The following is a 12,009-nucleotide window of genomic DNA, read 5'->3' as shown; positions in this document are numbered from 1 at the left end:
CCGCTATGCTCGGCGCATGATCGCCGAGTACGAAGACCTCGACGGCCTCGCCCTCGCCGCCCTCGTGCGCGCGGGCGAGGCCTCGCCGCTCGAGCTGGTCGACGAGGCCATCCGCCGCTGCGAGGCCGACGGCGTCCCGCTCGGCGCCGTGGTCGCGCCGATGTACGAGCGCGCCCGCGACCTGGCCAAGGGACATTGCCCGAAGGACCGTTCCGCGGCGTGCCGACGCTGCTCAAGGACCTGGTGTCGGGGGCCGAGGGCGCGCCGCTGCAGGCGGGCAGCCGGTTCCTGCGCGGCCACGTGTCGTCCGCCGACTCGGAGATCGTGCGCCGCTACCGGGCGGCCGGCCTCATCCCGGTGGCGAAGTCGGCGACCTCGGAGTTCGGCATCGTGCCGACGGTCGAGACCCTGGCCCACGGGCCGTGCAAAAACCCGTGGGACCTGTCGCGCTCGGCCGGCGGCAGCAGCGGCGGCTCGGGCGCGGCCGTGGCCGCGCGCATCGTCCCCCTCGCCAGCGGCAGCGACGGCGGCGGCTCGATCCGGATCCCCGCCTCCTGCTGCGGCCTGTTCGGCCTCAAGCCCACGCGCGGCCGCACCCCGCTCGGCCCCGAGCGCGCCGAGGCCTGGCAGGGCTTCGCCGCCCTCCACGCCCTGACCCGCTCGGTCCGCGACAGCGCCGCCCTGCTCGATGCGACATGTCCTCCGGAACATGGCGCTGCGTACTACCCGCCCCCGCCGGCGCGCCCCTACCTGGCCGAGGTCTCGACCCCGCCGGGCAAGCTGCGGATCGCCGTCACCACCCGGCCGATGCTCGGCGGCCAGGTCCACCCCGACTGCGTCGCGGCCCTCACCTCCGCCGCCGCCCTGCTGCAGGACCTCGGCCACCACGTCGACGAGGCCGCGCCCGAGGTCGACGGCCCGGCCTTCTCGCGCGCCTTCTTCGCCATCCTCTGCGGCGAGGTCGCGGCCGACATCGACGAGGCCGCGCGCCTGACCGGGCGCCGCCCGCGAGCGAGCGAGTTCGAGTTCGTCACCTGGACTTTGAGCCAGATCGGTCGCGCCCTCCCGGCCGCCGACTTCGTGACCGCCAAGCGCCAGCTGCAGCAGGCGGCGCTCAAGATCGGGCCGTTCTTCGCCGACTACGACGTCCTCGTCACGCCGACCCTGGCCCAGCCGCCGGCCCCCCTCGGCACCCTCGGCCCGCAGGGCCTGTCCGCCTCGCTGATGAAGGTGCTGGGCCGCGCCCGCGCCGGCGGCCTGCTGCGCCACCTCATGGCCCACGACCCCAGCGCCGACCAGGTCTACGCCTACCTGCCGTGGACCCCCGTGTTCAACGTCACCGGTCAGCCGGCCATGTCGGTGCCGCTGCACTGGAGCCCCGAGGGACTGCCGATCGGCGTCCAATTCGTCGGCCGCTGGGGCGACGAGGCGACCCTGTTCCGCCTCGCCGGCGAGCTCGAGCGCGCCCGCCCGTGGGCCGGCCGCCGCCCGCCGCGCCTCACCGCCTGACCTGCTTCTTCGAGCGAAATGACCTGTCCTCGAGAACCTAGCCCCGACGACATGACCGATCAGACATCTCTGTGGTTGTTCGGCTACGGCTCGCTGATCTGGCGGCCGGCGATCCCCTACGCCGAGCGGCTGCCGGCCCGCGCCGCCGGCTACGAGCGCCGCTTCTACCAGGGCTCGACCGACCACCGCGGCGTCCCCGAGGCGCCCGGTCGCGTCGTCACCCTCGTCCCCAGCGCCGCGGCCTTCTGCCACGGGGTCGCCTACCGCGTCGCGCCGCCCGACGTCGCCGCGGTGCTGCACACCCTCGACGTCCGCGAGCAGGGCGGCTACACGCGCCTCGAGCTGCCGGTGCAGGTGCTGGGCGAGGCGCCGCGCGAGGTCACGGCCCTCACTTACGTCGCCGCGCCCGACAACCCCAACTGGCTCGGCCCGGCCTCGGCCGCCGCGATCGCGCTTCAAATCGCCCGCAGCCGCGGCCCCAGCGGGATGAACCGCGAGTACCTGGTCCGCCTCGCCGCCGCCCTGCGCGAGCTCGCCGTCGACGACCCCCACGTCTTCGAGCTCGAGCGCGAGGTCCACGGCCACGAAGAGCTGCCGTGAGCCGCGACGGCCACGCCGGGCCCGCCCCGGCGAAATCACATGTCCCTCGGGCCATGCCGACGTGCTCGCGCGTGCGCCGTGGCCGACGCGCTCTCCGAGCCGATCGCGTGTGCCCGATGCGAGGCGACGTGATGCGCATGTCCTGAAGGACATCTTGCTCGCGCCGCTGCGACCGCGGCCGCGCCATCCATCCTCGTCGAATGCGACCGACTCACTTGGAGCGTGTCCGCAAAGGCGCGCCGCGACGCGGACGCGATCGCCGGGCGGTCGCCTGTCCTCCGTCCGCGCGCGCGCGTGCTATCCTCGCCGCATGCGCCCCGTCGTCGGCGTCTCTCTCGCCTTCTGCGCCCTCGCGGGCTGCTTCTCCGACAGCCCCCCGCAGCTGTCCACCGGCGGCCTCTCGACCACGGGCGAGCCCGCGACGACCCCCTCGTCCACCGCCGACGCGAGCACCACGACGACCACCGCCTCGACCGCCGTCCCCACCACCGACGCGCCGACCGCCACCACCACGGAAAACTGTCCCATGGGACAGCCGCCGAAGAGCTGGTACCCCGACGGCGACGGCGACGGCTTCGGCGCCGGGGAGCCGGTCACGGTCGCCTGCGAGGCTCCCCCGGGCGCGGTCGACGTCGCCGGCGACTGCGACGACACCTGGTTCGAGGTCCACCCCGGCGCCGCCGAGCTGTGCAACCGCGGCGTCGACGACGACTGCGACGGCCTCGTCGACGAGTACTCGGCCGACAACCTCGCGTGCGGCGGCTGCAGCCTGTCGGAGCTCGGCGGCGCCGTCTTCTGGGTGTGCAGCGAGGCCGTGGGCTTCACCGCCGGCGAGGCCTTCTGCCAGCAGTTCGGCCCCGCGGTCCACCTGGTCCACCCGCTCAACGCCACCGAGCTGGCCTTCGTGCGCGACCGGATCTTCGACCACCTCGGCGAGCAGCCGGCCGACCTGGGCTTCTGGACCGGGCTCCACCGCCGCGAGGCGCTGTGGGACCAGTGCACGACCAACCCCGACGCCGCCGACTGGGTCGCCCTCGACGGCGCCCCCGTCGACTACCTGCCGTGGCGCGACGGCGAGCCCAACAACTCCGACTGCTCCCCGCTGTGCACCACCGAGCTCCTCGATGACCCCGAGTGCCTGCGCGAGAACTGCATCGAGCTCGGCGAGGGCCCCACCGGCGCCTTCAACGACCGCGCCTGCAGCGTCGACGCCGTCGGCCTGGTCTGCCAGGCCCGCCTCGATCCTGAACCTCGCCCCCGCGACCGCTCGACCGCCGCCCGCGACCGTTCGCCCGCCCGGCCGCCCCCGGGCGGATGGCCGCGTGCCACCTTGCGCGTCGAGCCCTCGATGACCGACCTCCTCGACGTCACTCTCACCGCCGCGCACCTCGTCTTCGCGCTCGCGCCGCTCGCCCTGGCCGCCTGCGCCTTCCTGCCGCTGCTCGACCTCGCGGTCCTGGAGGACCTGCGATGAGCGCCCTCGCCCGCAAGCGCGCCTTCGACCTCGCGCTGCTGCTCCCGCTCGTCCCGCTGTTCGCCCTCGCCGTCGGCGCCCTCGCCTGCGGCGTCTGGGTGTGCGACGGCCGCCCGATCTTCTTCACCCAGCCGCGCATCGGCCACGGTCGTCGCCTCTTTCACATCGTCAAGCTGCGCACCATGACCTGCGAGGCCGACCCGGCCGCGCGCAGGCCGACCCGCTTCGGCCGGTTCCTGCGGCAGCGCGGCCTCGACGAGCTGCCGCAGCTGCTCGTCAACGTCCTGCGCGGCGACATGAGCCTCGTCGGCCCGCGCCCGCTCACTCCCGCCGACGCCGAGCGGCTGATCGCGGAGCACCCGCCGTTCGCGCGGCGCTTCGACGTCCCGCCCGGCCTCACCGGCCTGGCCCAGGTCTGCCTGGCCCAAGGGTCAGCCTTGACCGCCGCGCTCGACGCCGCCTACGCTGAGCGTCGCAGCGCCCTCCTCGACCTCCGGCTGCTGCTGCGCACCGCCTGGATGAACCTCGTCGGCAAGCGCCGCGGCGCCCTCCGCACCACCCTCCCGATCGGCCGCCCGCGCCACCTCTCATGGCCCTGATCGTCTCCACGCTGCAGGCTCTGCTCGCCCCCCGGCGGCTCGTCCCGATCGTCCTCGTCAGCGTCCCGCTGGTCGTCGCGCAGCACCGCTACTCGCCCGCGCGCGACCCGGGCGCGGTCGTCGTCGGCCTGCTGATGTGCCTCGTGTTCGCGCTGATCGCCCCGTGGCTGTGGCGGGTCACCGCTGCGCGCGGCTGGCTCGGCCTCGCGGTCTACGGCTGCGTCGGCTTCGCCGTGGTGGCCGTCCTCGGCCTCGTCCTGCCGGCCCTGTTCGGCGTCGGTCGCACCTTCCTCACCGAGGACGCCAGCCTGCTGGTCGCCCTCGCCCTGTTCCTCGTCGGCGGCTGGGGCCTCGGCCGCGACATCGACCTCGAGGCCAGCCTCGACCGCGAGCGCGCCCGCGCCGAGGCGCTCGCCCGCGAGGCCGAGCGCGCCCTGCTCGCCCTCCGCAGCCACCTCGACCCGCACTTCCTCTTCAACACCCTCAACGCGATCGCCGAGTGGTGCCGCACCGACGGCGAGGTCGCCGAGCGGGCCGTCCTGCGCCTGTCCGCCATGCTGCGCACGATCCTCGACGGCGTCCGCCTGCCCGCCTGGCCGCTGCGCCGCGAGCTCGACCTCTGCCGCGACCTGTTCGCCCTCCACGCCGTGCGCGACCCCGGCCGCTTCGACTGCGGCGTCGACGGCGACCCCGGCGACGTCCTCGTCCCGCCGCTCTTGCTGCTGCCGCTGGCCGAGAACGCGATCAAGCACGGCCCGGCCGCCGGTCACCGCGGGCCGGTCCGGATCCACCTGTCCTCCGGGACATCCGGCCTCGAGATCGTGATCGACAACCCCGGCCCGTTCACCGGCCCACGCCCCGGCGGCGAGGGCCTGCACATGGCCCGCCGCCGCCTCGACCTCGCCTACGACGGCCGCGCCGGCCTCGTCATCGGCCCCGCCGACCACGGCACCCGCGCCGTCGTCACCATCCCCTCCGGCCCCGCCCCCACCGTCGTCACGTGAATCTCCAAAGGACATGTCTCATGGGCCATGAGGCGAGCGCCGCGACGCCTCGCGCCCGCCGCAGTGCACCGCTCACGAGGCACGTCTCGCAGGCCGTGCCTTACCGGTCGCGCCTCACCCTCGACGTCCATGAGCGAGCGCCGCAGCGGAGCGCCGCGCCCGCCGGGTGCCGCCCACGGGACATGTCTCACAGGCCAGGCTCCACCTGTCGCCCCATCACGCCACCCGCATGACCTGAAGGACATGTCCCCATGACCACTCTGCGGATCCTCATCGTCGACGACGAGAAGCGGCGCGCCGCCGGCTGGTCCGGCTGCTCGCCGACCTGCCCGGCGTCGAGCTGGCCGGCGAGTGTGACGGCGGCCAGGCCGCGCTGGCGCGCCTGCGCGAGCCCGACGCCGACGTCGACGTCGTCCTGCTCGACATCCGCATGCCCGGGCTCACCGGCCTCGAGACTGCGGCCCTGCTCGGCGACGACGGCCCCTACGTCGTCTTCACCACCGCCCACGACGACCACGCGGTCGACGCCTTCGACCTCGGCGTCGTCGACTATCTCCTGAAGCCGATCGAGGCCGTGCGGCTGCACCGCGCGCTCGAGCGGGCGCGCCAGCGCCTGAGCGGCCTGCGCGGCGGCTCGCGCGAGCTCGTGCGCCTGCCCGTCACCACCCGCGAGGGCATCATCCTCGTCGACCCGCAGGTCCTCACGCACGCCGTGTTCGACGGCGCGCTCGTCACCCTTCACCTCGACGGCCGCACCCTGCTCACCGACCAGAGCCTGCAGGACCTCGAGGACCGGCTGTCCGCCGCCGCCTTCGAGCGGGTCCACCGCCGCGCGCTCGTCAACCTCGAGAAGATCGAGCGCCTGGAGCCGCTCGAGACCGGGGGCTACAACGCCCGCATGCCCGGCGGCGACGTCGTCCCGATCTCCCGCCAGGCCGCCCGCCGCCTGCGCCGCCGCCTCGGCCTGTCCTGAAGGACATGTTTATCTTCGGCGCCGGCGGGTGAACGTCCACGCCAGCGGTCCGAGCAGCCACAAGGCCGGCGCCGCTCCGCTAGCGCCCATCTTGCAGCCGCTGCCCGCGTCCGGGTCGGACGCGATGTCGGCCTCGGTGAGCAACACCGTCGCGCCGCGCTTGCCGTCGGCGGCGACCGGCGTGAGCGCGACGGGAAGCGGCCCTGGCGGGATCCTCGCCTCGTCGTCCTGCGCGGGCCCTGACACCACCACGAGCTGGCCGTCGGCGTAGGCCGCCTCCACGTACCCGCCCTCCGCGAAGTACTGCGCCGAAAAATCGATCGAGAGCGCGATGTAACCGGGCACCTCGCACGGCGCCAGGCCGGTCGGTCCGCAGCTGTGGCTCTCGGGCTCCGCCTCGCGCGCGTCCAGCTCGCCGAGCGCCTCGGGCGGGGCTGCCGGCGCGGCGTCGTCGCGGACGTGGAGCGTCCCCGGGCTCCGCGAGTCTTCGGGGTACGCGGCGAACGCCCCGCAATCGAGCTCGTAGACCGCCCCGGGCGCGAGCGGCTCGGCCGGCACGAACTGGGCGACCACGCTGAAGGTCTCGGCGTCCTCCGACTCGCAGATGCTCGTCCCTCGCAGCGCGACGGTCACGTCGATCCGCGTGTCACCGTTCACCAGCGCGCAGTCGTCGGGCGCGGCCGCCTCGATGTCCGTGCACCGCATCACCATCCACGGCGCCACATCGGCCGGCACCTCGGCCCCGTCGAAGAACATCGCGCTGCCGTAGTCGCCACCCCACCCCCAGCTCGCGCAGCTGCGGGCCGCTGCCGGCTCCGGCCGCGCCCACAGGCCCAGGGTCAAGCAAACGACGAGAGCGAGTCGATAATCCAGTTGCACGCAGCCACCACCTATCGTTAGTGGCTCGAGCATAACCAAGCTGCGGCGGCGCGGCAACCACCGCGCCGCCGTTCACCCCATCAGGCCGGCGCTCACGCCGGCACCGGGCCGAACTTGCCGAGCTCGAAGTCGCGGACCGCGGCCGCCAGCTCGCTCCGCGTGTTCATCACGAACGGCCCGTAGGACGCGATCGGCTCGTCGATCGGCTCGCCGGCCATGACGAGCAGGTGCGAGTCCTCCTTGGCGACCAGCTCGACGAACGCACCGCTGTTCTCGAACACGAACAGCTCGCCGTCGCGAGCGTGCTCGCTGCCCGACTTCGCGTGGCCCGACTCGACCAGCACCAGCGCGTTGTGGTGCTCGGGCAGCGGCACCCGCACGCGGTGCCTGGCCCTGCATCGACGTCGAGCAGGGTGATCGGCGTGTGCGTGCGCGCCGGTCCGCGGGCCCCGGCGAACTCGCCGGCGACGACCCGCACCTTTCCGGCGTCCTCGGCGAGGGTGACGGTCGGGATCTCGCTCGCGGTGATCGGCTGATAGCCCGGCGCGCTCATCTTCAGCCGCGCCGGCAGGTTGACCCATAGCTGCACCAGACGCACCGCGCCGCCGCGGCGGGTGAACTCTTGTTCTTGATACTCTTCGTGCAAGATCCCCGACGCCGCCGTCATCCACTGCACATCGCCCGGCCCGATGATCCCCGAGTGCCCCGCGGTGTCACGGTGCGCGATCGTGCCTTCCCACGCCAGGCTCACCGTCTCGAACCCGCGGTGCGGGTGCCAGCCCACCCCGCGTCGTCCCTGCGACAGCGCCGGATAGTGCTCGCGCGGGTGATGGTCGAGCAGCAAGAACGGGCTGGTCCGCTCCATCGGCAGGCTGCGGCTGGGGAACACCCCGCGCACGTGAAAGCCGTCGCCGACCCAGTGCATCGGGCCGCCGCGGTGGACGCCTTCCACGCGGCGCGCTCGCCCCGTGGACTCGAAGGCATGAAGGGTGGGAGTCGTGATCGTCGTATCCATCGCCGAACAGGATGGGACCACGCATCCGCCGACGAAACTGCCGCGCACATGATGGCCGCCATCACGCCGTGTGATGCCTCGAGCTCGCCGCCCTATCGAGCCGTGGCCTCGCCTCCCACAACGCGTCGGTCTGCGGCCGACCCCGCCTCGCCCCGCGGACGCTGGCGATCGTCGAGACGTCCTGTCGCTCGCCGCACCGTCACCCAGGCGCCACGGATGAGGACCGATGCACGACCGCGATTCCCTCGTGCCCGACGATGACGCGTGAGATGCTCGCGTCGCGGGCGCGAGCCTCTCGCTTCACGGCGACGACGGCACCGTCTCGATCAGCGCCAGGCGGCACAGGTCGGTCAGCCGCTCCACCGCCCAGGTCGCGACCGGCCCGAGCGCCGAGCGCTTGCGTCGCACCAGCGCCAGCTGTCGCAGCGGCGCCGCAGTGCCCCACGCCACCAACTTCAGCGCCACCAGCCGCCCGCGCGCCAGGTCGTCGCGCACCAGGTGCTCCGGCTCGTAGCCCCAGCCGAGCCCGCCGACGATCAGCGCGTGCTTCGTCGACAGGTCGGCCACTCGCCACGTCCGCGTCGACAGCACCCCGCGGTCGGCCGAGCCGCGCCCCTCGGTCGCGCGCTCGCTGAGCACGATCTGCACCGCCGACGCCAGCGCCGCGTCCTCGATCGGCCCTGCGATCGCGGCCAGCGGGTGCGACGGCGCCGCGACCGCGATCATGCGCAGCTCGGCGAGGTGACGCTGCTCGAGCCCCGCGAGGTCCGCGTCGGTGCCGGCGATCCCGAGCGTCGCCCGGCGGTCGCGCACCATCGCCGTCACTGCTTCGAGCATCTCGGTGGCGATCGTCAATTCCACGGCGGGATGCGCCGCCGCGAACTCGCGCGCGAAGCCGACCAGCGCCGCATTGGGGAACATCGCGTCGACCACCAGCGACAGCCGCGTCTCCTCGCCGCGTTTGAGCCGCGCGACCAGGGCCTCCACCAATTCGACGTCTTCGTGGATCTTCTCGGCCGCGGCGACCAGCGCCGCGCCGTGCTCGGTCAGCGTCGGCACGCGACCTGTCCTATCGAACAGTTTTAGTTCGAGCTGGCTCTCGAGCCGCTGGATCGACTGACTGACCGCCGCCTGCACTCGCCCGAGCTTGCGGGCCGCCGCGGTGAAGCTGCCGGCCTCGGCGACCGCGCGGAGGGTGCGGAGCTGGTCGATGCTGATCGCCTCGAGCACGGGCGCCAGTTCACCACGACCCGCCGCGCGTTGTCACGCGGGCCGGGTCCGCATCCCATGTCCGAAGGGACATGTCCTCAGAGGTTGGCGAAGATCGCCTTGCAGCTGCCCGCCTCGCACGCGCAGTGGCCCCCGCAGTCGAGGGTGTTGGGCGCGCACTGCATCGTACACATCACGTCGGTGCAGTCGGGCTTCTGCGCCGCCGGCACGCAGCTGGCCGGGTGGCAGCACGAGGCCGGCACGCAGTCGGCGTCGACCTTGCACTGGCCCTCGCCGCCCTCGCCGCCCGCGGTGGCCGGCGCCGGCTTCGGCGGCTCGCTGACCGGCGGCGCGTCGGGTACTTGCTCGGCCGGCGCCGGCTTGGGCGCGCAGGCGGACACGAGCAGGCCGAGCAGCGCGGCGCCGAGGCGCCCACGGGCCCGCCCGGCCGATTCGTTCGGAAGACGGAGAAGCATGCGCCCTGTATGCCGCCGAACGCGTCCGCATTCCACGACTGATTCGCGGGTTCGCGGCCGCACCGCGCGACCTGACGAGCCTCGTCGACGGACGGCCCAGTTCGCCCCGCAAACGGCGCCGCCCCCGCGGCGGACGCGCGAGGCCGCCTGTCTCTCGGGACATCTCGCCCCGCGGCACGTCCCCCGACCTCGCGCGCTCCCGCGTCCGCGCGCCGCCTCGGCGACGCCGACGTGCCCGCGCGTCGTCACGAGCCGTGGAACACCGCCAGCGCCGCCGCGGCCTTGCGCACCGCGTCCCGGTCCGGCGTCTCCGCGAACATCTCGCGCAGCGGCAGGTCGACCAGCGTCAGCGCCTGTTTCTCCAAGATTAGCGTGCAGTCGCCGTGCGCCGCCTCGACCCGGTGCGGCAATCCGAAGTGATCGCCCAGCCGCGAGCCTCGAGCTGCGCGACGCTGCGAGCCGGCGCGCAGCCCTCGCGGAGCGCGAAGGTGATGCGATCGGGGTGGAGGTTCAGACAATCGAGCAGGTCGAACACCAGGCCCGGGACGTCCAGCCACGCCGGTCGCAGCGACAGGTGCTCGACGAGCACGCCGCGGGTCTTCTCCGTCGCCGCGTACGAGACGCTGTAGTGGCCGTCGGGGAACGCCAGGCCGCAGCCCTCGACCGACACCGCCGACGAGGCCCACTTGAACCGCGCGCGCAGTCGGCTGACCGTGCGCCCGAACTCCCCCTCCAAGTAGTCACCGAGCGCCGCGTTCGCCCGCGCCTCGAGGTACGCCTGCGAGTAGTGAGTGCGCGACAGCTCCGTCAAGATGTCCTTGACCGCCACCTGCCGCGCGCCGACCGACAGCTCGACCGCCTCGAACAACCGGCCGTCGACCGCGAGCGCGCCCGGGCTCAGGACCGGCCCGCTGAAGTCCGCCAGCACCATCGCCTCACCCGTCGACTCGAGCAGGATCGGCCGCGCCGACCGCTGGAGCTGCGCCGAGAGAGAGCCGTGAAGGCTCGCCACGGTCAACCGCCGCTCGGCCAGCGCCTGCGGCTCCTCGCCGCGCAGCGCCGGCAGCAGGAACGCGGTGAACGAGCTGTGCTGCGGGTTCGGCGAGCGCGTGGTGCCGCGGCCCACCGAGGCCAGGAGCGCCAGGTCCTCCGCCCCGCGCAGCGCCGCCGCGAGGTCCTCGCGCGAGACGCCGGCCGAGCCGACGTCGAGGATCACCAGCTTCTGCTCGGCCCGCGCGCCGCTCAAGATCTCCGCGACCGTGGCGACGGAGATCAAGCAGCTCGGCTCGTCGTCCGCGAACGCGTCCTGCGGCACCAGGTAGCTGTGCGGATCGCCGGCGATGCGGTGGCCGCGGCCGCTGAAGTAGAAGATCAGGCGCTCGCCCGCGACGCTCGACCGGGCGAGCTCCCGCAGCCCCTTGATGATCTCGCCGCGCGACGGCGTCGGGCCTCGCTTCGAGACCAGCGCCTTGACGGTGCCCGGCTCGGCGTCGAGCTGCGGGAGGTCGCGGAAGCAGTCGGCGAACCCGAGCGCGTCGTTCCTGCAGGTCGTCAGCGGCTCGAAGCCGCACTCGCGGTCGTAGTCGTCGATGCCGACGGCCAGCACTCTGGCCCGGCCGAGCGCGAACCGTCGCGTCAACGCGTCGCCCTGGCGCTGGTCGAGTCCGCCCGTCATGCGAGCGGGCTGCCTAGCACGCCGCCCAGACCCGGGCAACCGCGGCGACGGAGGCCCGCGCGGCGTGCGGTGCGCTGGACGCGAGCCGAAGATCGACCTGGTCCCGACAGCTCGCGTGGCACGCAGTAAGATGTCCCAAAGGCCATGTCGATCTCACACGCTCGTGCGCACCAGCGCCGGCCGCTCGGGGTCGGCCCCCGGCAAGCCCGCCGCCTCGGCCAGCGCAGCGGTCACCTCGTCCGCCAGCGCCCCGCCGAACTCCGCGTCGGCCATCAGGCGCACCAGCGGATGCGCCGCGCCGCGGGCCGCCGCTCGCCACGTCGACGTGCTCGCGGCCGTGGTCAACGCGTCGATCGTCCCCGCCGCCTGCAGCGTGCGCAGGTGCGCCACCGCCAGCCCGCGGACCTCGTCGCACAGCCAGTCCCAGCCCTCGACATCCCAGTCGCGGACCAGCGCGCGCAGCTCGGCCTCGGGCAGCGGCACCGCGTAGAGCGGGAACCCGCGCGGGTGCGCCGAGACGTGGGCTTCGGCGGCCGCGCAGGCGAGCGCGCGCAGCGGACGGTCGAGGGCGTCGAGCAGGTCCTGCACGGGTTCAC

11 protein-coding genes and 1 pseudogene are annotated in these 12,009 nt (G+C 73.9%); 6 read left to right on the top strand and 6 right to left on the bottom strand.

What is annotated here, in order from left to right; translation table 11 throughout:
• Positions 1–195: 195 nt before the first annotated feature.
• The 6 genes from OV079_RS44215 to OV079_RS44190 all read left to right on the top strand — a co-directional run bounded on the left by OV079_RS44215 (position 196) and on the right by OV079_RS44190 (position 6,159).
• The gene (locus OV079_RS44215) at positions 196–1,509 is read left to right on the top strand and encodes an amidase (protein WP_267775849.1); all 1,314 of its coding nucleotides are present in this window, start codon (positions 196–198) and stop codon (positions 1,507–1,509) included.
• A gap of 51 nt (positions 1,510–1,560) precedes the next feature.
• On the top strand, positions 1,561–2,109 hold the full coding sequence (locus tag OV079_RS44210; protein WP_267775848.1) for a gamma-glutamylcyclotransferase: 549 nt from the start codon (positions 1,561–1,563) through the stop codon (positions 2,107–2,109).
• Positions 2,110–2,419: 310 nt separating this feature from the next.
• A complete protein-coding gene (locus OV079_RS44205) occupies positions 2,420–3,583 on the top strand; it encodes a MopE-related protein (protein WP_267775847.1) in 1,164 nt (387 codons plus the stop codon).
• Positions 3,580–4,182, top strand: coding sequence for a sugar transferase (locus OV079_RS44200; RefSeq protein WP_267775845.1), 603 nt, complete (start codon positions 3,580–3,582; stop codon positions 4,180–4,182). The genes OV079_RS44205 and OV079_RS44200 overlap by 4 nt, the downstream gene beginning before the upstream one ends.
• The gene (locus tag OV079_RS44195; RefSeq protein WP_267775844.1) at positions 4,173–5,186 is read left to right on the top strand and encodes a sensor histidine kinase; all 1,014 of its coding nucleotides are present in this window, start codon (positions 4,173–4,175) and stop codon (positions 5,184–5,186) included. The genes OV079_RS44200 and OV079_RS44195 overlap by 10 nt, the downstream gene beginning before the upstream one ends.
• A gap of 304 nt (positions 5,187–5,490) precedes the next feature.
• A complete protein-coding gene (locus OV079_RS44190; RefSeq protein WP_276604160.1) occupies positions 5,491–6,159 on the top strand; it encodes a LytR/AlgR family response regulator transcription factor in 669 nt (222 codons plus the stop codon).
• A 9-nt stretch (positions 6,160–6,168) separates the two neighbouring features.
• Here OV079_RS44190 and OV079_RS44185 read toward each other — a convergent pair whose 3' ends face one another.
• The 6 genes and pseudogenes from OV079_RS44185 to OV079_RS44155 all read right to left on the bottom strand — a co-directional run bounded on the left by OV079_RS44185 (position 6,169) and on the right by OV079_RS44155 (position 12,001).
• On the bottom strand, positions 6,169–7,002 hold the full coding sequence (locus tag OV079_RS44185) for a hypothetical protein (RefSeq protein WP_267775842.1): 834 nt from the start codon (positions 7,000–7,002) through the stop codon (positions 6,169–6,171).
• A gap of 128 nt (positions 7,003–7,130) precedes the next feature.
• Positions 7,131–8,053, bottom strand: a pseudogene (locus OV079_RS59630) (pirin family protein).
• Between the two features lie 300 nt (positions 8,054–8,353).
• Positions 8,354–9,283, bottom strand: a complete 930-nt coding sequence (locus OV079_RS44170) for a LysR family transcriptional regulator (RefSeq protein ID WP_267775840.1) — start codon at positions 9,281–9,283, stop codon at positions 8,354–8,356.
• A gap of 77 nt (positions 9,284–9,360) precedes the next feature.
• The gene (locus tag OV079_RS44165) at positions 9,361–9,738 is read right to left on the bottom strand and encodes a hypothetical protein (protein WP_267775838.1); all 378 of its coding nucleotides are present in this window, start codon (positions 9,736–9,738) and stop codon (positions 9,361–9,363) included.
• Between the two features lie 367 nt (positions 9,739–10,105).
• Entirely contained in the window at positions 10,106–11,413 is a 1,308-nt protein-coding gene (locus tag OV079_RS44160) for a caspase family protein (protein ID WP_267775836.1), read from the bottom strand.
• A gap of 153 nt (positions 11,414–11,566) precedes the next feature.
• Complete coding sequence (locus OV079_RS44155; protein WP_267775834.1) at positions 11,567–12,001, bottom strand: hypothetical protein; 435 nt, start codon at positions 11,999–12,001, stop codon at positions 11,567–11,569.
• Positions 12,002–12,009 lie beyond the last annotated feature (8 nt).

Origin of the sequence: Nannocystis pusilla (assembly GCF_026626665.1) — a bacterium.
Lineage (GTDB): Bacteria > Myxococcota_A > Polyangia > Nannocystales > Nannocystaceae > Nannocystis > Nannocystis pusilla.
Note: the sequence above shows the minus strand (reverse complement) of the source record. Positions and strands in the feature narration are given on the sequence as shown.

Excerpts from the sequence above, each read along its gene's own strand:
- OV079_RS44210 (WP_267775848.1), top strand. The coding sequence starts at position 1,561 with ATGACCGATCAGACATCTCTGTGGTTGTTCGGCTACGGCTCGCTGATC.
- OV079_RS44205 (WP_267775847.1), top strand. The coding sequence starts at position 2,420 with ATGCGCCCCGTCGTCGGCGTCTCTCTCGCCTTCTGCGCCCTCGCGGGC.
- OV079_RS44200 (WP_267775845.1), top strand. The coding sequence starts at position 3,580 with ATGAGCGCCCTCGCCCGCAAGCGCGCCTTCGACCTCGCGCTGCTGCTC.
- OV079_RS44195 (WP_267775844.1), top strand. The coding sequence starts at position 4,173 with ATGGCCCTGATCGTCTCCACGCTGCAGGCTCTGCTCGCCCCCCGGCGG.
- OV079_RS44165 (WP_267775838.1), bottom strand. The coding sequence starts at position 9,738 with ATGCTTCTCCGTCTTCCGAACGAATCGGCCGGGCGGGCCCGTGGGCGC.
- OV079_RS44160 (WP_267775836.1), bottom strand. The coding sequence starts at position 11,413 with ATGACGGGCGGACTCGACCAGCGCCAGGGCGACGCGTTGACGCGACGG.